General features: G+C 53.0%; 22 protein-coding genes and 1 tRNA gene. 17 read left to right on the forward strand and 6 right to left on the reverse strand.

Annotated elements, in window-relative coordinates; translation table 11 throughout:
• The first annotated feature begins 7 nt into the window (after window positions 1–7).
• Genes gspD through yghD form a run of 10 tightly spaced genes read left to right on the forward strand, consistent with a single transcriptional unit; the run spans window position 8 to window position 9,480 of the window.
• On the forward strand, window positions 8–2,068 hold the full coding sequence (gspD, locus tag HGD79_RS19695) for a type II secretion system secretin GspD (RefSeq protein ID WP_000498824.1): 2,061 nt from the start codon (window positions 8–10) through the stop codon (window positions 2,066–2,068).
• A complete protein-coding gene (gene gspE, locus HGD79_RS19700) occupies window positions 2,068–3,561 on the forward strand; it encodes a type II secretion system ATPase GspE (protein WP_000249368.1) in 1,494 nt (497 codons plus the stop codon). The genes gspD and gspE overlap by 1 nt, the downstream gene beginning before the upstream one ends.
• Window positions 3,561–4,784, forward strand: a complete 1,224-nt coding sequence (gspF, locus tag HGD79_RS19705) for a type II secretion system inner membrane protein GspF (RefSeq protein ID WP_001173453.1) — start codon at window positions 3,561–3,563, stop codon at window positions 4,782–4,784. Before gspE ends, gspF begins: the two co-directional genes overlap by 1 nt.
• A 16-nt stretch (window positions 4,785–4,800) precedes the next feature.
• Window positions 4,801–5,256 (forward strand): type II secretion system major pseudopilin GspG, encoded by a 456-nt coding sequence (gspG, locus tag HGD79_RS19710; protein WP_000287130.1) that lies wholly within the window; start codon window positions 4,801–4,803, stop codon window positions 5,254–5,256.
• A 3-nt stretch (window positions 5,257–5,259) separates the two neighbouring features.
• Window positions 5,260–5,823, forward strand: coding sequence for a type II secretion system minor pseudopilin GspH (gspH, locus tag HGD79_RS19715; RefSeq protein ID WP_001115154.1), 564 nt, complete (start codon window positions 5,260–5,262; stop codon window positions 5,821–5,823).
• Window positions 5,820–6,191 carry a type II secretion system minor pseudopilin GspI gene (gene gspI, locus HGD79_RS19720; protein WP_000820104.1) on the forward strand — a complete coding sequence of 124 codons (372 nt, stop codon included), beginning with the start codon at window positions 5,820–5,822 and terminating at the stop codon, window positions 6,189–6,191. The genes gspH and gspI overlap by 4 nt, the downstream gene beginning before the upstream one ends.
• Complete coding sequence (gene gspJ / locus HGD79_RS19725; RefSeq protein WP_139496486.1) at window positions 6,188–6,793, forward strand: type II secretion system minor pseudopilin GspJ; 606 nt, start codon at window positions 6,188–6,190, stop codon at window positions 6,791–6,793. Before gspI ends, gspJ begins: the two co-directional genes overlap by 4 nt.
• The gene (gene gspK, locus HGD79_RS19730) at window positions 6,790–7,767 is read left to right on the forward strand and encodes a type II secretion system minor pseudopilin GspK (RefSeq protein ID WP_000633208.1); all 978 of its coding nucleotides are present in this window, start codon (window positions 6,790–6,792) and stop codon (window positions 7,765–7,767) included. Before gspJ ends, gspK begins: the two co-directional genes overlap by 4 nt.
• Complete coding sequence (gene gspL / locus HGD79_RS19735) at window positions 7,764–8,942, forward strand: type II secretion system protein GspL (RefSeq protein WP_168848481.1); 1,179 nt, start codon at window positions 7,764–7,766, stop codon at window positions 8,940–8,942. Before gspK ends, gspL begins: the two co-directional genes overlap by 4 nt.
• Window position 8,943: 1 nt before the next feature.
• On the forward strand, window positions 8,944–9,480 hold the full coding sequence (gene yghD, locus HGD79_RS19740; protein WP_000942795.1) for a GspM family type II secretion system protein YghD: 537 nt from the start codon (window positions 8,944–8,946) through the stop codon (window positions 9,478–9,480).
• Between the two features lie 148 nt (window positions 9,481–9,628).
• Here the strand turns inward: yghD and HGD79_RS19745 are convergent.
• Both HGD79_RS19745 and HGD79_RS19750 read right to left on the reverse strand, forming a co-directional pair.
• Window positions 9,629–9,704 (reverse strand) — tRNA-Phe (locus HGD79_RS19745).
• Window positions 9,705–9,809: 105 nt separating this feature from the next.
• Window positions 9,810–10,517: a DUF554 domain-containing protein gene (locus HGD79_RS19750; RefSeq protein WP_000234514.1), complete on the reverse strand. Its 708-nt coding sequence runs from the start codon at window positions 10,515–10,517 to the stop codon at window positions 9,810–9,812.
• Between the two features lie 152 nt (window positions 10,518–10,669).
• Here HGD79_RS19750 and yqgH point away from each other — a divergent pair, with 152 nt between their 5' ends.
• Complete coding sequence (yqgH, locus tag HGD79_RS26735) at window positions 10,670–10,753, forward strand: protein YqgH (RefSeq protein ID WP_211180506.1); 84 nt, start codon at window positions 10,670–10,672, stop codon at window positions 10,751–10,753.
• Window positions 10,754–10,914: 161 nt separating this feature from the next.
• The gene (gene speC / locus HGD79_RS19755; RefSeq protein ID WP_000839764.1) at window positions 10,915–13,050 is read left to right on the forward strand and encodes an ornithine decarboxylase; all 2,136 of its coding nucleotides are present in this window, start codon (window positions 10,915–10,917) and stop codon (window positions 13,048–13,050) included.
• A gap of 49 nt (window positions 13,051–13,099) precedes the next feature.
• On the opposite strand, the gene nupG is transcribed toward speC, so the two are convergent.
• The 4 genes from nupG to mutY form a co-directional block, all read right to left on the reverse strand.
• A complete protein-coding gene (gene nupG / locus HGD79_RS19760) occupies window positions 13,100–14,356 on the reverse strand; it encodes a nucleoside permease NupG (protein WP_001049791.1) in 1,257 nt (418 codons plus the stop codon).
• Between the two features lie 201 nt (window positions 14,357–14,557).
• A complete protein-coding gene (mltC, locus tag HGD79_RS19765; protein WP_001298916.1) occupies window positions 14,558–15,637 on the reverse strand; it encodes a membrane-bound lytic murein transglycosylase MltC in 1,080 nt (359 codons plus the stop codon).
• A 64-nt stretch (window positions 15,638–15,701) separates the two neighbouring features.
• Window positions 15,702–15,977 carry an oxidative damage protection protein gene (locus HGD79_RS19770; RefSeq protein ID WP_000091700.1) on the reverse strand — a complete coding sequence of 92 codons (276 nt, stop codon included), beginning with the start codon at window positions 15,975–15,977 and terminating at the stop codon, window positions 15,702–15,704.
• A 27-nt stretch (window positions 15,978–16,004) separates the two neighbouring features.
• On the reverse strand, window positions 16,005–17,057 hold the full coding sequence (mutY, locus tag HGD79_RS19775; protein WP_001297399.1) for an A/G-specific adenine glycosylase: 1,053 nt from the start codon (window positions 17,055–17,057) through the stop codon (window positions 16,005–16,007).
• Window positions 17,058–17,217: 160 nt separating this feature from the next.
• On the opposite strand from mutY, the gene trmB reads away from it, so the two are divergent.
• From trmB to HGD79_RS19800, 5 genes are all read left to right on the forward strand, one after another.
• On the forward strand, window positions 17,218–17,937 hold the full coding sequence (trmB, locus tag HGD79_RS19780) for a tRNA (guanosine(46)-N7)-methyltransferase TrmB (RefSeq protein ID WP_000786911.1): 720 nt from the start codon (window positions 17,218–17,220) through the stop codon (window positions 17,935–17,937).
• Window positions 17,937–18,263: a YggL family protein gene (locus HGD79_RS19785; RefSeq protein WP_001107564.1), complete on the forward strand. Its 327-nt coding sequence runs from the start codon at window positions 17,937–17,939 to the stop codon at window positions 18,261–18,263. The genes trmB and HGD79_RS19785 overlap by 1 nt, the downstream gene beginning before the upstream one ends.
• 183 nt (window positions 18,264–18,446) lie before the next feature.
• Window positions 18,447–19,166 (forward strand): DUF2884 domain-containing protein, encoded by a 720-nt coding sequence (locus HGD79_RS19790; protein WP_000984796.1) that lies wholly within the window; start codon window positions 18,447–18,449, stop codon window positions 19,164–19,166.
• Window positions 19,167–19,341: 175 nt separating this feature from the next.
• A complete protein-coding gene (ansB, locus tag HGD79_RS19795; RefSeq protein WP_000394125.1) occupies window positions 19,342–20,388 on the forward strand; it encodes an L-asparaginase 2 in 1,047 nt (348 codons plus the stop codon).
• Between the two features lie 116 nt (window positions 20,389–20,504).
• Complete coding sequence (locus HGD79_RS19800) at window positions 20,505–21,512, forward strand: DUF1202 family protein (RefSeq protein ID WP_168848482.1); 1,008 nt, start codon at window positions 20,505–20,507, stop codon at window positions 21,510–21,512.
• Window positions 21,513–21,638 lie beyond the last annotated feature (126 nt).

A 21,638-nucleotide genomic window follows, 5' to 3' on the forward strand; every position in this document is an offset into this window, starting at 1 on the left:
ATTCATCGTGTTTTGGCGTGATATTACGTTGTCGGTCTGGCGTAAGAAGACAACTGGCCTCAAAACAAAAAAGCGTTTACTGCCGCTGGTGCTGGCAGCGGCATTATGCAGTTCACCGGTCTGGGCGGAAGAAGCCACTTTCACCGCTAATTTTAAAGATACCGACCTGAAATCGTTCATCGAAACCGTCGGCGCTAACCTTAATAAAACCATCATTATGGGGCCGGGCGTACAGGGGAAAGTGAGTATTCGCACCATGACCCCGCTCAATGAACGCCAGTATTACCAGCTATTCCTTAACCTGCTGGAAGCACAGGGGTATGCCGTCGTACCGATGGAAAACGACGTGCTGAAGGTGGTGAAATCCAGCGCTGCGAAAGTCGAGCCGCTGCCGCTGGTCGGTGAAGGCAGCGACAACTACGCGGGCGATGAAATGGTCACCAAAGTAGTGCCGGTACGTAATGTGTCGGTACGCGAGTTGGCACCGATTCTGCGCCAGATGATCGACAGCGCAGGCTCAGGCAATGTTGTTAATTACGATCCCTCCAACGTGATTATGCTCACCGGACGCGCCTCCGTTGTGGAGCGCCTGACAGAAGTGATCCAGCGCGTGGATCACGCGGGTAATCGCACCGAAGAGGTGATCCCGCTGGATAACGCCTCGGCTTCGGAAATCGCCCGCGTGCTGGAAAGCCTGACGAAAAACAGCGGCGAGAACCAGCCTGCGACGCTGAAATCTCAAATTGTCGCCGACGAACGCACCAACAGTGTGATTGTCAGTGGTGACCCGGCCACGCGGGACAAAATGCGCCGCCTGATCCGTCGGCTGGACTCAGAAATGGAACGCAGCGGCAACAGCCAGGTGTTCTATCTCAAATACAGCAAAGCCGAAGATCTGGTCGATGTGCTGAAGCAGGTCAGCGGCACGCTCACGGCGGCTAAAGAAGAGGCGGAAGGCACGGTCGGTAGCGGGCGTGAGATTGTATCCATCGCCGCCAGCAAACACAGTAATGCCCTGATTGTAACCGCACCGCAGGACATCATGCAGTCGCTGCAAAGCGTGATTGAACAACTGGATATTCGCCGTGCTCAGGTGCACGTCGAGGCGTTGATCGTGGAAGTTGCCGAAGGTAGCAATATCAACTTCGGCGTGCAGTGGGCGTCGAAAGATGCCGGATTAATGCAGTTTGCTAATGGTACGCAGATCCCTATCGGTACGCTGGGGGCAGCCATTTCTCAGGCGAAACCGCAGAAAGGCTCGACGGTGATCAGTGAAAACGGCGCTACCACCATTAATCCGGATACCAACGGCGATCTCTCCACACTCGCCCAGCTTCTTTCCGGCTTTAGCGGTACGGCGGTTGGTGTGGTGAAAGGCGACTGGATGGCGCTGGTGCAGGCGGTTAAAAACGACTCCAGCTCTAACGTGCTCTCCACGCCGAGCATCACCACGCTGGACAACCAGGAAGCCTTCTTCATGGTGGGCCAGGACGTTCCGGTATTAACCGGCTCTACCGTTGGCTCCAATAACAGCAATCCTTTCAATACAGTAGAAAGGAAAAAAGTCGGCATCATGCTGAAAGTCACGCCGCAGATTAACGAAGGTAACGCGGTACAGATGGTGATTGAGCAGGAAGTCTCGAAGGTGGAAGGACAGACCAGCCTCGACGTGGTGTTTGGTGAGCGCAAACTGAAAACCACCGTGCTGGCTAACGATGGTGAGCTGATTGTGCTTGGCGGTCTGATGGACGACCAGGCGGGAGAAAGCGTGGCGAAAGTGCCGCTGCTTGGCGATATCCCATTGATTGGTAACCTGTTTAAATCGACGGCGGATAAAAAAGAAAAACGTAACCTGATGGTGTTTATCCGTCCGACCATTCTGCGTGACGGTATGGCGGCAGACGGCGTGTCGCAGCGCAAATATAACTATATGCGCGCCGAACAGATCTATCGTGATGAGCAAGGCTTAAGCCTGATGCCGCACACCGCGCAGCCGGTACTGCCAGCGCAAAACCAGGCCTTACCGCCGGAAGTACGTGCATTCCTTAATGCCGGGAGAACGCGTTAATGGTGCCTGTAGCACAGGAAACCACCGCTAACACCGTGCGTCTGCCCTACAGTTTCAGCCGTCGGTTTAGCCTGGTGGCATGGTGCGAAGCGTCGCTGGAGATCCTCCATGTGCATCCGTTGTCGCTCTCTGTTTTGCAGGAGCTGCAGCGGGGGCTGAACGCGCCCTTTACGCTGCGGCAAATCGACGGGGCCGAATTTGAACAGCGGCTGAATGCGGTCTGGCAGCGGGACTCTTCCGAGGCTCGCCAGCTGATGGAAGATCTCGGTTCTGCTGAGGACTTTTTTACTCTCGCGGAAGAACTGCCAGAAACGGAAGATCTGCTGGAAAGTGACGACGATGCGCCGATCATCAAACTGATCAACGCCATGCTGGCAGAGGCGATTAAAGAAGGCGCTTCGGATATCCACATCGAGACGTTTGAAAAGAGTCTGGTGATCCGTTTTCGCGTTGACGGCACATTACATGAAATGCTGCGCCCGGGGCGCAAACTGGCCTCGCTGCTGGTGTCGCGTATCAAGGTGATGGCGCGGCTGGACATTGCCGAAAAGCGCGTGCCGCAGGATGGACGTATTGCGCTGTTGCTGGGCGGCCGGGCGATTGACGTGCGTGTCTCCACCATGCCTTCTGCCTGGGGCGAGCGCGTGGTGCTGCGACTGCTGGACAAAAACCAGGCCCGCCTGACGCTGGAGCGTCTGGGGCTTAGCCAGCAACTGACCGCGCAGTTGCGCCAGCTGTTACACAAACCGCACGGCATCTTTCTGGTGACGGGGCCGACGGGTTCCGGCAAAAGCACCACGCTGTACGCCGGATTGCAGGAGCTGAACAACCATTCGCGCAACATTCTCACGGTTGAAGATCCCATCGAATACATGATTGAAGGGATCGGTCAGACGCAGGTTAACACCCGCGTCGGCATGACCTTTGCCCGTGGGCTGCGCGCGATTTTGCGTCAGGACCCGGATGTGGTGATGGTCGGTGAAATTCGCGATACCGAAACCGCAGAAATCGCCGTCCAGGCTTCACTTACCGGACACCTGGTCCTTTCCACGCTGCATACCAACACAGCGGTGGGGGCGATCACACGTTTGCAGGATATGGGCGTGGAGCCTTTCCTGCTCTCTTCCAGTCTGACGGGCGTGATGGCGCAGCGACTGGTTCGCACGCTGTGTCCCGACTGCCGCCAGCCCGCACCAGCCACTGACGAAGAAAAACGCCTGCTGGGAATTACCGACGCCCGTACCGTCACTCTGTACCATCCACAGGGCTGTCCCGCCTGTAATCACAAAGGTTTTCGCGGACGGACTGCCATCCATGAGCTGATCGTGGTGGATGCCACATTGCGTGATTTGATCCACCGTCAGGCCGGGGAGCTGGAGCTGGAACGTTATGTCCGACAACACTCTGCGGGTATCCGCAGCAACGGCATTGAGAAAGTGCTCGCCGGAGAAACCTCTCTCGATGAAGTTCTGCGGGTAACCATGGAGGCGTAATGGCACTGTTTTACTATCAGGCGCTGGAGCGTAATGGTCGCAAAACCAAAGGTATGATTGAGGCGGATTCCGCGCGTCATGCCCGCCAGTTGTTGCGCGGTAAAGAGCTTATCCCCGTGCATATTGAAGCCCGGATGAATACTTCGTCAGGGGGGATGTTGCAGCGTCGGCGGCACGCACATCGTCGCGTGGCGGCGGCAGATCTGGCGCTGTTCACGCGCCAACTGGCAACGTTAGTACAGGCAGCAATGCCGCTGGAAACCTGCTTACAGGCGGTCAGTGAGCAAAGTGAAAAACTGCATGTAAAAAGCCTCGGAATGGCGCTGCGCAGCCGGATTCAGGAAGGTTACACCCTGTCGGACAGCCTGCGCGAACATCCCCGCGTCTTTGATTCCCTGTTTTGTTCGATGGTTGCTGCCGGAGAAAAATCCGGGCATCTCGACGTGGTGCTCAATCGCCTGGCAGATTACACCGAACAGCGACAGCGCCTGAAATCACGTCTGTTGCAGGCCATGCTCTATCCGCTGGTTCTGCTGGTGGTGGCAACGGGCGTAGTCACTATTTTGCTGACGGCAGTGGTGCCGAAAATCATCGAACAGTTTGATCATCTCGGACACGCGCTGCCCGCCTCCACCCGCACGCTTATTGCCATGAGCGACGCGTTACAGGCCAGCGGCGTTTACTGGCTGGCGGGTTTGCTGGGGCTTCTGGTGCTGGGGCAACGGCTACTTAAAAATCCTGCTATGCGCCTGCGCTGGGATCAAACCGTGCTGCGCCTGCCTGTGACGGGGCGTGTTGCGCGCGGGCTGAATACGGCGCGTTTTTCCCGCACCTTAAGCATCCTCACCGCCAGCAGTGTTCCGCTACTGGAAGGTATTCAGACCGCTGCCGCCGTGTCGGCAAATCGCTATGTCGAACAACAACTACTGCTGGCGGCAGATCGCGTCCGCGAAGGAAGCAGTCTGCGCGCCGCGCTGGCGGAGTTGCGCCTGTTCCCGCCGATGATGCTGTACATGATCGCCTCCGGCGAACAGAGCGGCGAACTGGAAACCATGCTTGAGCAGGCCGCAGTCAACCAGGAACGGGAATTTGATACCCAGGTGGGGCTGGCGTTAGGGCTGTTTGAACCGGCGCTGGTGGTGATGATGGCGGGCGTGGTGCTGTTTATCGTCATCGCCATCCTTGAGCCGATGCTGCAACTGAACAATATGGTTGGAATGTAATTTACGGAGTTATCACATGTATTCGTTATCCCGCACACAAAAACCACGGGCAGGTTTTACCCTGCTGGAAGTGATGGTGGTGATTGTTATTCTTGGCGTCCTGGCAAGTCTGGTGGTGCCTAACCTGTTGGGCAATAAAGAGAAAGCGGATCGGCAAAAAGCCATCAGCGATATCGTGGCGCTGGAGAATGCGCTGGATATGTACCGACTGGATAACGGGCGTTATCCGACCACAGAACAGGGGCTTGAGGCGCTGATCCAGCAGCCAGCCAATATGGCGGACTCCCGCAACTACCGTACTGGTGGATACATCAAACGACTGCCAAAGGATCCGTGGGGCAATGATTATCAGTATCTCAGCCCGGGTGAAAAAGGACTGTTTGATGTTTATACCCTGGGGGCGGATGGTCAGGAAAACGGGGAAGGCGCTGGCGCAGATATCGGTAACTGGAATTTGCAGGAGTTTCAGTAAGCAGTGCCTGAACGCGGATTCACACTTCTGGAAATCATGTTGGTGATTTTCCTTATCGGCCTTGCCAGTTCGGGCGTGGTACAGACGTTTGCGACCGATTCTGAACCGCCCGCGAAAAAAGCGGCACAGGATTTTCTGACTCGCTTTGCGCAGTTTAAGGACAGGGCAGTGATTGAAGGGCAGACACTCGGTGTGCTAATCGACGCGCCTGGCTATCAGTTTATGCAGCGTCGTCAGGGGCAGTGGTTGCCCGTTTCCGCGACCCGGTTATCGGCACAGGTTACGGTGCCAAAACAGGTGCAGATGCTGTTACAACCCGGAAGTGATATCTGGCAGAAGGAGTATGCGCTGGAGCTGCAACGTCGTCGCCTGACGCTGCACGATATTGAACTGGAGCTGCAAAAAGAGGCGAAAAAGAAGACGCCGCAGATCCGTTTTTCGCCTTTTGAACCCGCCACGCCGTTTACGCTGCGCTTCTACTCGGCGGCGCAAAACGCATGTTGGGCGGTAAAGCTGGCACACGATGGCGCGTTATCCCTCAATCAATGTGATGAGAGGATGCCATGAAGCGCGGATTTACCTTGCTGGAAGTGATGCTCGCGCTGGCGATTTTTGCGCTGGCTGCCACGGCGGTGTTACAGATTGCCAGCGGTGCGCTGAGTAATCAGCACGTTCTTGAGGAAAAAACGGTAGCGGGCTGGGTAGCTGAAAACCAGACTGCGCTGCTCTACCTGATGACCCGTGAGCAGCGGGCGGTCAGGCATCAGGGCGAGAGCGATATGGCAGGAAGCCGCTGGTACTGGCGAACAATCCCATTGAATACAGGCAACGCGCTGCTCCAGGCGGTGGATATTGAAGTCAGCCTTCACGAAGACTTTTCGTCGGTGATTCAGTCACGACGCGCCTGGTTTAGCGCCGTGGGAGGCCAACAGTGAGAAGGGCTCGCGCTGGTTTCACGTTACTGGAAATGTTGGTGGCAATTGCCATTTTTGCCTCGCTGGTACTGATGGCGCAGCAGGTGACAAACGGTGTCACACGCGTGAATAACGCCGTCGCCGGACATGATCAAAAACTAAACCTCATGCAGCAAACGATGAGTTTTCTGACCCACGATCTGACACAAATGATGCCGCGTCCGGTAAGAGGCGAACAGGGCCAGCGTGAACCAGCGTTACTGGCGGGCGCTGGCGTGCTGGCGTCTGAGAGTGAAGGCATGCGCTTTGTGCGCGGCGGCGTGGTTAACCCGTTGATGCGTCTGCCACGCAGCAATCTGCTCACCGTCGGTTACCGCATTCATGACGGTTATCTCGAACGGTTAGCCTGGCCGCTGACCGATGCCGCAGGCAGCGTGAAGCCGACAATGCAAAAGTTGATTCCGGCGGATTCGCTCCGTTTGCAGTTCTATGATGGTACGCGCTGGCAGGAGAGCTGGTCGTCAGTACAGGCGATCCCTGTGGCAGTGCGCATGACTCTGCATTCGCCGCAATGGGGCGAGATTGAACGCATCTGGTTGTTACGCGGGCCGCAATTATCATGATCACCTCACCACCAAAACGCGGAATGGCACTGGTCGTGGTGCTGGTATTGCTGGCGGTTATGATGCTGGTAACCATCACGCTTTCCGGGCGGATGCAGCAACAACTTGGGCGAACGCGCAGCCAGCAGGAGTACCAGCAGGCGCTGTGGTACAGCGCCAGTGCGGAAAGCCTGGCGCTGAGCGCGCTCAGTCTGAGCCTGAAAAATGAAAAGCGCGTGCATCTGGCACAGCCGTGGGCATCCGGCCCTCGTTTCTTCCCTCTGCCGCAGGGGCAAATTGCGGTCACCCTGCGTGACGCACAGGCTTGCTTTAACCTGAATGCCCTTGCTCAGCCGACAACGGCGTCGCGTCCGCTTGCGGTACAACAGTTGATTGCCCTGATCTCGCGCCTGGATGTGCCTGCTTATCGGGCCGAACTGATAGCCGAAAGCCTGTGGGAGTTTATTGACGAGGACCGCAGCGTGCAGACGCGTCTGGGCCGTGAAGACAGCGAGTATCTCGCCCGTTCGGTGCCTTTCTACGCCGCGAATCAACCGCTGGCTGATATCAGTGAGATGCGCGTGGTGCAGGGAATGGACGCCGGGCTTTATCAAAAACTGAAACCGCTGGTCTGTGCGCTGCCGATGACCCGCCAGCAAATCAACATCAATACTTTAGACGTCACGCAAAGTGTGATTCTTGAGGCGCTGTTTGACCCGTGGTTAAGCCCTGTTCAGGCGCGGGCGTTATTACAACAACGTCCGGCGAAGGGCTGGGAAGATATCGATCAGTTTCTTGCACAGCCGCTACTTGCTGACGTCGATGAGCGTACTAAAAAACAGCTAAAAACCGTCCTGAGCGTGGACAGCAATTACTTCTGGCTGCGTTCAGATATCACCGTGAATGAGATTGAACTGACGATGAACTCGTTAATTGTCCGCATGGGCCCACAACACTTTTCGGTTCTCTGGCATCAGACAGGAGAAAGTGAGTGAGTTCCATCCTTGAGATTTTTTTCCCGCTTTGCGCCGCTGATCCCATCCATTGGCAGCGCCGTACACCCGATGTGGAGCACGGTATCTGGTCTGACGTTGCTAACGAACAGCTCCAGCAATGGCTGCAAACCGATGCGATTCGACTCTACATTCCCGGCGAATGGATCAGCGTCTGGCAGGTTGAACTGCCTGATGTCGCCCGTAAGCAGATACCGACCATTCTGCCCGCCTTACTGGAAGAAGAGCTGAACCAGGATATCGATGAACTGCATTTCGCCCCGTTGAATATCGACCAGCAACTGGCAACCGTAGCAGTGATTCACCAACAGCATATGCGCAACATTGCGCAGTGGTTGCAGGAAAACGGCATCACCCGCGCTACCGTCGCGCCGGACTGGATGTCCATTCCTTGTGGGTTTATAGCTTGCGATGCGCAACGGGTTATCTGCCGCATCGATGAATGCCGGGGATGGAGCGCCGGGCTGGCGCTGGCTCCGGTCATGTTCCGCGCCCAGCTCAATGAGCAGGATTTACCGCTTTCGCTAACCGTAGTCGGCATTGCACCGGAAAAGCTATCAGCATGGGCTGGCGCAGACGCTGAACGCCTGACCGTTACAGCTCTGCCCGCCATTACCACTTATGGCGAACCGGAAGGGAACCTGCTGACAGGGCCGTGGCAGCCTCGCGTCAGCTACCGAAAACAGTGGGCGCGCTGGCGGGTGATGATTCTGCCGATATTGCTGATTCTGGTTGCGCTGGCAGTGGAGCGGGGCGTGACGTTATGGAGCGTCAGCGAACAGGTGGCGCAAAGCCGCACCCAGGCGGAGGAACAGTTCTTAACGTTGTTCCCGGAGCAGAAGCGGATTGTGAATTTACGCTCTCAGGTGACGATGGCGCTGAAAAAATATCGCCCACAGGCCGACGATACCCGGCTGCTCGCCGAGTTGTCAGCGATAGCCAGCACCCTGAAATCAGCGTCACTTTCCGACATCGAAATGCGTGGTTTCACCTTTGATCAAAAACGCCAGACGCTTCACCTCCAGTTGCGGGCTGCTAACTTTGCCAGTTTCGACAAACTGCGTAGTGCACTGGCAACCGATTATGTTGTGCAACAGGACGCATTACAGAAAGAGGGTGATGCGGTTTCCGGCGGCGTAACGTTGCGGAGGAAATAACATGTTACGCGATAAATTTATTCACTATTTTCAGCAATGGCGTGAACGCCAGTTAAGCCGTGGCGAACACTGGCTGGCACAACACCTGGCGGGGCGTTCTCCGCGTGAAAAGGGCATGTTACTGGCAGCGGTGGTGTTCCTGTTTAGCGTCGGATATTACGTCCTCATCTGGCAGCCGTTGAGCGAACGGATAGAACAACAGGAGACAATGTTGCAGCAACTGGTGGCGATGAACACCAGACTGAGGAGCGCCGCGCCGGATATTATGGCGGCGCGAAAATCCGCCACAACAACGCCTGCGCAGGTATCGCGGGTTATCAGTGACAGCGCTTCCGCGCACTCGGTAGTCATCAAGCGGATAGCCGAGCGTGGGGAGAATATTCAGGTCTGGATAGATCCGGTGGTGTTTAATGACCTGCTGAACTGGTTAAACGCGCTGGATGAAAAGTATGCGCTGCGGGTGACACAAATTGATGCCAGTGCTGCTGAGAAGACTGGGATGGTGAATGTGCAGCGGCTGGAGTTTGGACGGGGGTAAAGTATCAGGAGATTAGTATCAATAAAATTACTCTCGTTAACGTGGCGAGAGTAATTCCCCCAGACTTTATAAGCAAACTTTTTTCGTGAAGGTTATTGTCAGATCCAAAAGCAAAAACCCGCCTTGTGGGCGGGTTCTTAAGAATTAGTGGTGCCCGGACTCGGAATCGAACCAAGGACACGGGGATTTTCAATCCCCTGCTCTACCGACTGAGCTATCCGGGCAACGGGGCGCATTAAACCTGATTCGCCTCGTCTCGTCAATCAAATTTCTTCAATTTACTGCAGACTGCACAATCTATCATCACTTTGCCGCTATTGCACGCATTGTCAGGCAAACCAGGCGGTCCAGGCGGCGGAAAGCGGCATTGCCAGAAGGAGTGCTGGAAGCATGTTGACCACCGGGAACATTTTAATGCCACAGATGCGTAATCCGGTTGCCAGCAGCAATAAACCGCCTACGGCGCTGAAGTCTGCCATCATCGACGGTGTGGTCAGCGGTAATATCAGCGCGGCAGCCCACGCCAGCGTTAACTGGATGATCAGTAATGGGATACTAATTACCGACACCGCAATACCCAGCGAGCAGGCGAAGATCATCGCCGTAAAGAAATCAAGAAATGACTTGGCGATTAAAATACTCGGATCGCCGGTCATCCCTTCGTTCATCGCCCCGAAGATCCCGGTGCCGCTGGCGCAAAACAGGACAATAATCGCGACATAATTCTGAATAAAAGATTCATGCGCTGGCTTCTTACGTGAGTGACGAAACAGATTTTGTGCTTTGGCGACTGCTGTATTGACACCTTTCTCCAGCAAACAAATTTCGCCAATTAGAGCGCCAAGTAGCGTAGCTAAAACCATCGCTGGAAGGTTGGCGCATTTCACAACCAGTAAAATACCAATCCCCAGCGATGCCAGACCAAAAATAGATGTCATGGAGACGCGGATACGTTCCGGTAAGCGTTGGCTGAGCAGTGCGCCGAGAACGCCACCCAGTAAGACTGCACTAGCGTTGATAAAAGGGCCGATGACCACAAGAGTTCCTGTTAGCTGTATTGTTTGATTTTCTTATTATGAACTTTTTGCCTTGTTGATGGCTTGTCTGGTCGCAAAGTCCTGGCTTGCACGCTTTAGCGAAAGGTGCCATGATTGCGCGAATTTTCTCCTCTCTGTACGGAGTTTGCCCGATGCACGCCATCTCCTTACATTCTCTCGCTTATCGCCGTTTCGCGCGAAACGTTTCCCTTTCTATGTTACTGCTCATGCGGTGAAGTTAACGCACGCTCACTGCAGGACAACAGTAAAATCAGAGCGTTTCTGCTTTTACTGATGTCTGGCGGTCGGAGCTGGTGACCAGTTTGACCCATATCTCATGGGGCAGGGTTTTCCACCTTGTCCGGTATTCTTACTTCCCCGAAACGGGTTTGCGCTTATGAAATCAATGAATATTGCCGCCAGTAGTGAACTGGTATCCCGACTTTCTTCTCATCGTCGCGTGGTGGCGTTGGGAGATACTGATTTTACGGACGTCGCGGCAGTCGTCATTACCGCTGCGGATAGTCGCAGTGGCATTCTTGCGTTGCTTAAGCGCACCGGTTTTCATCTACCGGTGTTTTTGTATTCCGAACATGCTGTTGAATTACCTGCGGGCGTTACGGCGGTAATCAACGGCAACGAGCAGCAGTGGCTGGAGCTGGAATCCGCAGCCTGTCAGTATGAAGAGAATTTGCTGCCACCGTTTTATGACACGCTGACGCAGTACGTTGAGATGGGCAACAGCACCTTTGCTTGCCCTGGACATCAACATGGTGCGTTTTTTAAAAAGCATCCTGCCGGACGCCATTTTTACGATTTCTTTGGTGAGAACGTCTTTCGCGCCGATATGTGTAACGCTGACGTAAAATTGGGCGATCTGCTTATTCATGAAGGATCGGCGAAAGATGCGCAGAAATTCGCAGCCAAAGTCTTTCATGCCGATAAAACCTATTTTGTGCTGAACGGCACATCGGCAGCGAATAAAGTGGTGACGAATGCGCTGTTAACGCGTGGCGATCTGGTGCTTTTCGACCGTAACAACCATAAGTCGAATCATCACGGCGCGCTGATTCAGGCGGGGGCGACGCCGGTCTATCTGGAAGCTTCACGCAACCCGTTTGGTTTCATTGGCGGTATTGATGCGCACTGTTTTAATGAAGAGTATCTGCGCCAGCAAATTCGCGACGTTGCGCCAGAAAAAGCCGAGCTGCCGCGCCCGTTTCGCCTGGCGATTATTCAGCTGGGAACCTATGACGGAACTGTCTATAACGCCCGTCAGGTGATCGATACCGTTGGGCATCTGTGTGATTACATTCTGTTTGATTCCGCGTGGGTCGGTTACGAACAATTTATCCCGATGATGGCGGATAGCTCGCCGCTGCTGTTAGAACTTAACGAAAACGATCCGGGGATTTTTGTGACCCAGTCGGTGCACAAACAGCAGGCTGGATTCTCACAGACGTCGCAGATCCATAAAAAAGATAACCATATCCGCGGACAGGCGCGTTTTTGCCCGCATAAGCGGTTGAATAACGCCTTTATGCTCCATGCTTCTACCAGCCCTTTCTATCCGCTGTTTGCTGCACTGGATGTTAACGCCAAAATTCATGAAGGGGAGAGTGGGCGTCGGCTGTGGGCTGAGTGCGTTGAGTTGGGTATTGAGTCGCGCAAGGCTATTCTTGCGCGCTGTAAGCTGTTCCGCCCGTTTATCCCGCCCGTTGTTGATGGCAAATTGTGGCAGGATTATCCGACATCTGTGTTAGCCAGCGACCGCCGTTTTTTCAGTTTTGAGCCGGGGGCGAAGTGGCACGGCTTTGAAGGATATGCCGCGGATCAGTATTTTGTTGATCCGTGCAAGCTGTTACTCACTACACCAGGTATCAATGCCGAAACTGGCGAATATAGCGACTTTGGCGTTCCGGCGACGATTCTGGCGCACTATCTGCGTGAGAACGGCATTGTGCCGGAGAAGTGCGATCTCAACTCCATTCTGTTCTTATTAACTCCGGCGGAAAGCCACGAGAAGCTGGCACAACTGGTGGCGATGCTGGCGCAATTTGAACAGCATATTGAGGATGACTCGCCGCTGGCTGAGGTGTTGCCGAGCGTTTATAACAAATATCCGGTGCGCTATCGCGACTACACCCTGCGCCAGTTGTGTCAGGAGATGCACGATCTGTATGTCAGTTTCGACGTCAAAGACCTACAAAAAGCGATGTTCCGCCAGCAGAGTTTCCCGTCAGTGGTGATGAACCCCCAGGATGCGCATAGCGCTTATATTCGCGGTGAAGTGGAGTTGGTGCGGATTCGTGATGCCGAAGGGCGAATTGCGGCAGAAGGGGCGTTGCCTTATCCACCTGGCGTGCTTTGCGTGGTACCCGGGGAAGTCTGGGGTGGGGCGGTTCAACGTTATTTCCTTGCACTGGAAGAAGGGGTGAATTTGTTGCCGGGATTTTCGCCGGAGCTGCAAGGTGTTTATAGCGAAACCGATGCGGATGGCATGAAACGGTTGTACGGTTATGTGTTGAAGTAAGAATAAAAAAAACGGGTCACCTTCTGGCGACCCGTTTTTCTTTGCGTAATTAGTGGCTAACCGTCTGTGTGCCTGTCGGGACACGAACGTGTTTATATTTGAACATCGCCATGAACGCGAAGGCCAGAACCACGGAGTAACCAGCGAAAATCAACCATACGGTCTGCCAGTCGGTAATGCCGTTTTGGGTGTACATCTCAACAACTTTACCGCTCACGATGCCGCCGAGGATACAGCCGAAGCCGTTAGTCATCATCAGGAACATCCCTTGTGCACTGGCGCGAATTGCCGGGCTAACTTCTTTTTCGACAAACACCGAACCAGAGATGTTGAAGAAGTCGAATGCGCAACCGTAAACGATCATCGACAGTACCAGCAGTACAGTACCGAACGGAGTCGGGTCGCCGTAAGCAAACAGCGCAAAACGCAGGATCCACGCCACAATACTGATCATCATTACGTTCTTAATACCGTAGCGGCTTAAGAAGAACGGGATGGTCAGAATGAACAGGGTTTCAGAGATCTGCGAAATCGACATGATGATTGACGCATGCTGCACAATAAAGCTGCTGGCAAACATCGGATCTTTGTCGAAGCTGTGCAGGAAGGTATTACCGAACATGTTGGTAATCTGCAGTTCCGCGCCCAGCAGCATTGAGAAGATAAAGAAGATTGCCATACGCTTGTTTTTAAACAGCGCGAATGCATCGAGGCCCAGCAGGGTTGTCCAGCTCTGATTCGCTTGCTGTTTAGCAACCGGAATATGCGGCAGAGTCAGGGTAAACAGAACCAGAATGGCGGAAAGTGCTGCGCCAATATACAGCTGCATGTGGCTTAATTCGAAGCCAGACAGGCTCACCACCCACATTGCCATGATAAAGCCGATGGTGCCCCAGATACGGATTGGCGGGAAGTCAGTAACGATATCCATCCCGGCATTTTGCAGGCGATAGTAAGAGATGGTGTTGATTAACCCAAGCGTTGGCATATAAGCAAACGAGTTAATCAATATCACAAGGAACATCGCCTCCGGTGTCGTGACCTGTGCCGCCATGAACAGCGTGATAGCGCCAATGGTGTGGCAAATGGCATATACCCATTTCGCACTTAACCATTTGTCGGCCACAATCCCCAGCAGCGCAGGCATAAAGACCGCGGCGATACCCAGTGAGCTATAAACTGCGCCAATAGAAGCACCGTCGAACTTCAGGGTAACAAACATATAGGAGCCGAGGGTCGTCAGCCAACTTCCCCACAGACAGAACTGCAGAAAAGAGAGGATTTTCAGCTGCAGCTTAAGATTCATGTTAATTTCCTCACATCGTGATGCGGATGAGTGTTTGAAAAAGCACATTTGACCGTGCGAGATGATGGGATTCTATCAACTTCGCGGACTGGTTTTTTGTTACCTGTGGCAAATAATTGCAAACATTCCCAATTTGCAAAACGAAATTGTGATGTGGATAACATTTTTGCCCCTGAGCATCGTCAGGGGCGGTTAATGGAATTATCGGCGGCGGTAGGATTTTTGCGCGGTATTCACTTTATAAAGATAACGGCGAGATTCCGCAGAGGGATGGCGGGTCGTCAGCGTCTGATAAACATCGCCCGGCGTCATGGTGTTAATAATATTGGCAGCCTGAATCTTATCATTCGAAAAGACTCGCAGCACGCTGCCTGCGCCGCCGTTATAGGCGGTGATGACGGCATAACGCCGCGATGTTGGGTTATCAATTCCGCCGAGATAAACATTGTTCAGCATCGCCAGATACGCGGTGCCGGTATCAATATTGCTGGCAGGATCAAACAAGAAACTGCGGCTCGGCGTGCCGGATTTCCCCTGCGAGCGGAACACATCTTTCCCGGCAGTATGTTGTACCACCTGCATTAATCCCAGCGCATCGGAACGGCTGACCGCATACGGGTTAAAGGAAGATTCGGTCTGCATAATTGCCAGAATCAGCGACTCATCAACGCCATATTTCCGTGACGCCTGGCGGACCATGCCGAGATATTTGTGCGCACGTTTATCAAGGTGGTTCGGTACCATGTTAATGGTGACGCTGTAGATGATACGCAGCCCGTTACTGCGGCTTTGCAGACGGTTTTTCAGCAGATAATCCGCGAAGTTGCTTGCGCGACCTTCCCAGCGAATCGGCTGCCCGGTGTTGTCCACCACCTGACCGTAAAGGAAAGGTTCTTTCGAAATCGTAATATCATCAACGTCGGAATAGAGATCGACCGAACTCGGATCGTCACCCATCAGCAACGTTTTGATAATTGCCCGGCGCAAATGCGCGGCAGGTTCTGTCCCGGCGATAGTTTCGATAGTAATCGTACCGTCATCGAAGTTGATGTGGCTGCGGGTCTGATATTGATCGGTGTATTTCACGTAGTCCTTAGGACCGGCGATCACCACCTCTTTGAATCCCCAGATGTTCTCAATATTGTGGGCAAATTGCCCCATCAGAATATCAAAACCGTTGGTATCTTTGACCCAGGCTTCGTTATAGGTATCGCCTTTTTTGGTCGTCGAACAGGAGATGAGCAACGGCGCAATCAAAGCCAGCGCGAGATATTTTTTCATCATTCCGGGTGCGTGTTGTGTTTGTTTTTATGCAAGTTGCCGGAGGCGTGCTCCGGCACTGTTTTTATTTTTTATCTTCCGGCGTATAGCCCTCGATATGCACCTCTTTACCCTCGAACAGGAAGTTGACCATCTCCTGCTCAAGCAGCTTGCGGTGCTCGGCATTCATCATGTTGAGTTTCTTTTCATTAATCAGCATGGTTTGTTTGTGCTGCCACTGCGCCCAGGCTTCTTTGGAGATCTCGTTATAGATGCGTTTTCCCAGCTCGCCGGGGTACAGCTGAAAATCCTGACCTTCTGCTTCACGTTGCAGGAAAGTACAAAAAATCGTTCTGCTCATAAATCATCCTCTTTATCGACTCACGCGCTAAACCGGCGCGCCAGTGCGTAACTGCTGTAACAAACGCTCCACGGGAGCCGCCAGGCCAACTGACGGCGGTTGCGCTAAGTTATACCAGAGCGCATTGCCTTCATCCATGCAGCCGGTGAATGACGACACGGGAAGCCACATAGGCACAATATCTAAGTGGAAATGGCTGAAGGTATGGCGAAACGCGGTCAGCTGCGTCAGGTTATCGGCAGCAATCTGCCGTTGCGCCAGCCAATGCCGCAAACTTTCTTCGTCGGCAAACTGCGGGAAACAGTATAAACCGCCCCACAATCCGCTCGGCGGACGCTGCGCCAGCAATACTTCATCTTCGTGCTGTAATAGCAAAAAGTAGCCGGTGCGCTCCGGCAGCGTCTGTTTCGGTTTTTTGCCCGGATAAAGCGACCAGCTATTGTTGGCGGCGGCAATACATCCGTTTTGTAGCGGACAGAGCGAACATTTCGGTTTCGAGCGCGTACAAATCATCGCGCCCAAATCCATCATCGCCTGATTAAACCGTTCCACGCCGACCGCGGGCGTCACCTGCTCGCTTAAACTCCATAATTTATTCTCGACCTCTTTTTTCCCAGGCCAGCCGCTTACAGCATAGCAGCGCGCCAGCACGCGTTTGACGTTACCGTCGAGAATCGGAAAGTGCTTACCCAGAGAAAGCGAGAGAATCGCGCCTGCGGTGGAACGCCCGACGCCCGGCAGTGCTGCAACTTCCTCAAAGGTTTCCGGGAATTTACCGCCGTGTAAGGTCGCCACTTGTTGTGCCGCTTTATGCAGATTGCGCGCGCGGGCGTAATAGCCAAGCCCGGTCCACAAGTGGAGAACTTCGTCGAGCGGCGCATTGGCGAGATCGGTCACCGTCGGGAAGCGCGCCATAAAGCGTTCAAAATAGGGGATAACGGTCGCAACCTGAGTTTGTTGCAACATCACTTCTGAGAGCCATACTTTGTAGGGCGTCTTGTCAATTTGCCAGGGCAGAGTTTTTCGCCCGTATTTATCGTACCAGTCCAGAACCTGGGCTGAAAATTGCGACGCTTGCATGGTCACCGAATTCACTGTTGTTGGGGGCAAGATTGCAGCACAGCGACGGCAGGGTGTAAACCGGAACTTTCCGCAGCCACGGCCTTATCATGCTTGCATCCGGCAACTAACTTTGGATAATGCCCGTTTTCAGAACACTTTCACAAGCGACTAAATCTTTATGAAAAACGACGTCATTTCACCGGAATTTGATGAAAACGGCCGCCCACTGCGCCGTATCCGTAGTTTTGTGCGCCGCCAGGGGCGACTGACCAAAGGCCAGGAACATGCGCTGGAAAACTACTGGCCGGTGATGGGCGTTGAGTTCAGCGAAGATATGCTGGATTTCCCCGCGCTTTTTGGCCGTGAAGCGCCGGTGACGCTTGAGATTGGTTTTGGCATGGGGGCGTCGCTGGTGGCAATGGCTAAAGATCGCCCCGAGCAGGACTTCCTCGGCATTGAAGTGCATTCACCGGGCGTTGGTGCGTGCCTGGCTTCTGCGCATGAAGAGGGCTTAAGCAACCTGCGCGTGATGTGTCACGATGCGGTTGAAGTGCTGCATAAAATGATTCCTGACAATTCATTGCGCATGGTGCAGCTCTTTTTCCCTGACCCGTGGCACAAAGCGCGCCATAATAAACGCCGTATCGTTCAGGTGCCGTTTGCCGAACTGGTAAAAAGCAAACTGCAGCTGGGGGGCGTATTCCATATGGCGACCGACTGGGAACCTTATGCGGAACATATGCTTGAAGTGATGTCTTCTATTGACGGTTATAAAAACCTGTCAGAGAGCAATGATTACGTACCGCGTCCGGCATCACGTCCAGTGACGAAATTTGAACAACGTGGTCATCGTCTTGGTCACGGAGTATGGGACTTAATGTTCGAGAGGGTGAAATAATGGCAAAGAACCGTAGCCGTCGTCTGCGTAAAAAAATGCACATCGACGAATTCCAGGAATTAGGATTTTCGGTGGCATGGCGATTCCCGGAAGGTACATCGGAAGAACAGATTGATAAAACCGTTGATGATTTTATTAACGAGGTTATCGAACCGAACAAACTGGCCTTTGACGGCAGCGGTTATCTGGCCTGGGAAGGTCTGATCTGCATGCAGGAAATCGGCAAATGCACCGAAGAACATCAGGCAATTGTGCGTAAGTGGCTGGAAGAGCGCAAACTGGATGAGGTACGCACCAGCGAACTTTTCGACGTTTGGTGGGACTAAGAAAGCATACGGGCGATGACAAATGCAAAACTGCCTGATGCGCTACGCTTATCATGCCTGGAAAGATGCACGATCGAGTAGGCCGGATAAGGCGTTTACGCCGCATCCGGCATGGAAAACGCGTACTTTGTTATCAATCTGGGGCCAGCAAATGCTGGCCTGATTTGTTCTTGAGGGAAGACTATGATGCGCAAAATGCTGCTGGCGGCAGCACTTTCAGTGACGGCAATGACCGCTCACGCCGACTACCAGTGCAGCGTCACGCCGCGTGACGATGTGATTGTCAGCCCGCAAACCGTGCAGGTGAAGGGCGAAAACGGCAATCTGGTGATCACGCCAGACGGCAACGTGATGTATAACGGTAAGCAATATTCCCTGAATGCCGCCCAGCGCGAGCAGGCGAAGGATTATCAGGCTGAACTACGTAGCACGCTGCCGTGGATTGATGAAGGCGCGAAAAGCCGCGTCGAGAAAGCCCGTATTGCTCTGGATAAAATTATCGTTCAGGAGATGGGCGAAAGCAGCAAAATGCGCAGCCGTCTGACCAAACTTGATGCGCAGCTGAAAGAGCAGATGAACCGCATTATCGAAACGCGCAGCGATGGCCTGACGTTTCACTATAAAGCCATTGATCAGGTTCGCGCCGAAGGCCAGCAATTAGTGAATCAGGCAATGGGCGGAATTTTACAGGACAGCATTAATGAAATGGGCGCGAAAGCGGTGCTGAAAAGCGGCGGTAACCCATTACAGAATGTGCTGGGAAGCCTGGGGGGGCTGCAATCCTCAATCCAAACCGAGTGGAAAAAGCAGGAAAAAGATTTCCAGCAGTTTGGCAAAGATGTTTGTAGCCGTGTTGTGACTCTGGAAGATAGCCGCAAAGCCCTGGTCGGGAATTTAAAATAATCCTCTATTTTAAGACGGTATAATACTTTTTTATGCCGTTTAATTCTTCGTTTTGTTACCTGCCTCTAACTTTGTAGATCTCCAAAATATATTCACGTTGTAAATTGTTTAACGTCAAATTTCCCATACAAAGCTAAGGGATAATGCGTAGCGTTCACGTAACTGGAGGAATGAAATGGAGTTTTTCAAAAAGACGGCACTTGCCGCACTGGTTATGGGTTTTAGTGGTGCAGCATTGGCATTACCCAATATCACCATTTTAGCAACCGGCGGGACCATTGCCGGTGGTGGTGACTCCGCAACCAAATCTAACTACACAGCGGGTAAAGTTGGCGTAGAAAATCTGGTTAATGCGGTGCCGCAACTGAAGGACATTGCGAACGTTAAAGGCGAGCAGGTAGTGAATATCGGCTCCCAGGACATGAACGATAATGTCTGGCTGACACTGGCGAAAAAAATTAACACCGACTGCGATAAGACCGACGGCTTCGTCATTACCCACGGTACCGACACGATGGAAGAAACTGCTTACTTCCTCGACCTGACGGTGAAATGCGACAAACCGGTGGTGATGGTCGGCGCAATGCGTCCGTCCACGTCTATGAGCGCAGACGGTCCATTCAACCTGTATAACGCGGTAGTGACCGCAGCTGATAAAGCCTCCGCCAACCGTGGCGTGCTGGTAGTGATGAATGACACCGTGCTTGATGGCCGTGACGTCACCAAAACCAACACCACCGACGTAGCGACCTTCAAGTCTGTTAACTACGGTCCTCTGGGTTACATTCACAACGGTAAGATTGACTACCAGCGTACCCCGGCACGTAAGCATACCAGCGACACGCCATTCGATGTCTCTAAGCTGAATGAACTGCCGAAAGTCGGCATTGTTTATAACTACGCTAACGCATCCGATCTTCCGGCTAAAGCACTGGTAGATGCGGGCTATGATGGCATCGTTAGCGCTGGTGTGGGTAACGGCAACCTGTATAAATCTGTGTTCGACACGCTGGCGACCGCCGCGAAAAACGGTACTGCAGTCGTGCGTTCTTCCCGCGTACCGACGGGCGCTACCACTCAGGATGCCGAAGTGGATGATGCGAAATACGGCTTCGTCGCCTCTGGCACGCTGAACCCGCAAAAAGCGCGCGTTCTGCTGCAACTGGCTCTGACGCAAACCAAAGATCCGCAGCAGATCCAGCAGATCTTCAATCAGTACTAATCACCTCGCCCCGGTATCGTGCCGGGGCTTTTTCACTTCAGACTTACGTCCATTGCCAATTTTCATTACCCTAATGATAATCACCGGAATAAATTATTCCGCGTGAGGTTTTTCGGGTGAAAAAGCAATGGATTGTTGGCACGGCACTGCTTATGTTGATGACTGGTAATGCCTGGGCAGATGGCGAACCGCCAACTGAAAATATCTTAAAAGATCAATTCAAAAAGCAGTATCACGGCATTCTCAAGCTTGATGCTATCACCTTAAAAAATCTTGATGCTAAGGGTAATCAGGCCACCTGGTCAGCGGAAGGCGATGTCTCTTCCAGTGACGATCTCTATACCTGGGTCGGTCAGTTGGCAGATTACGAACTGCTCGAACAGACCTGGACGAAAGATAAACCGGTAAAATTCTCGGCGATGTTAACCAGTAAAGGAACGCCCGCGTCTGGCTGGTCGGTGAACTTTTACTCTTTTCAGGCGGCAGCCAGCGATCGTGGGCGGGTGGTCGACGATATCAAAACGAATAATAAATATCTGATCGTGAATAGCGAAGATTTCAATTATCGCTTTAGTCAGCTTGAATCTGCGTTGAATACCCAGAAGAACTCGATTCCTGCGCTGGAAAAGGAAGTGAAAGCGCTTGATAAGCAAATGGTGGCGGCGCAGAAAGCAGCGGATGCATATTGGGGAAAAGATGCAAACGGTAAGCAAATGACCCGCGAAGAAGCCTTTAAAAAAATTCACCAACAGCGTGATGAGTTTAATAAACAGAACGATAGCGAGGCGTTCGCGGTTAAATATGACAAAGAGGTTTATCAACCGGCGATTGCGGCATGTCATAAACAGAGTGAAGAGTGTTATGAAGTGCCGATTCAGCAGAAACGAGATTTCGATATCAACGAACAACGGCGACAGACTTTTCTGCAATCACAAAAACTCAGCCGTAAATTGCAGGATGACTGGGTAACGCTCGAAAAAGGGCAATATCCGTTAACGATGAAAGTTTCAGAAATAAACAGTAAAAAAGTCGTGATTTTGATGAAAATTGACGATATCAACCAAGCTAATGAACGCTGGAAAAAAGATACCGAACAACTGCGGCGCAATGGGGTGATTAAGTAAGTTTGATATAGTGCACGATTTGTAGCAGGATGCGGCGTTGACCCCGCATCCGGCAATCAACGTCTGATGCGACGCTTGCGCGTCTTATCAGACCTACAACCGCTGCCACATGTCGGCTGGATAAGG

It is taken from the genome of Escherichia sp. SCLE84 (assembly GCF_012584495.1).
GTDB lineage: Bacteria > Pseudomonadota > Gammaproteobacteria > Enterobacterales > Enterobacteriaceae > ECMA0423.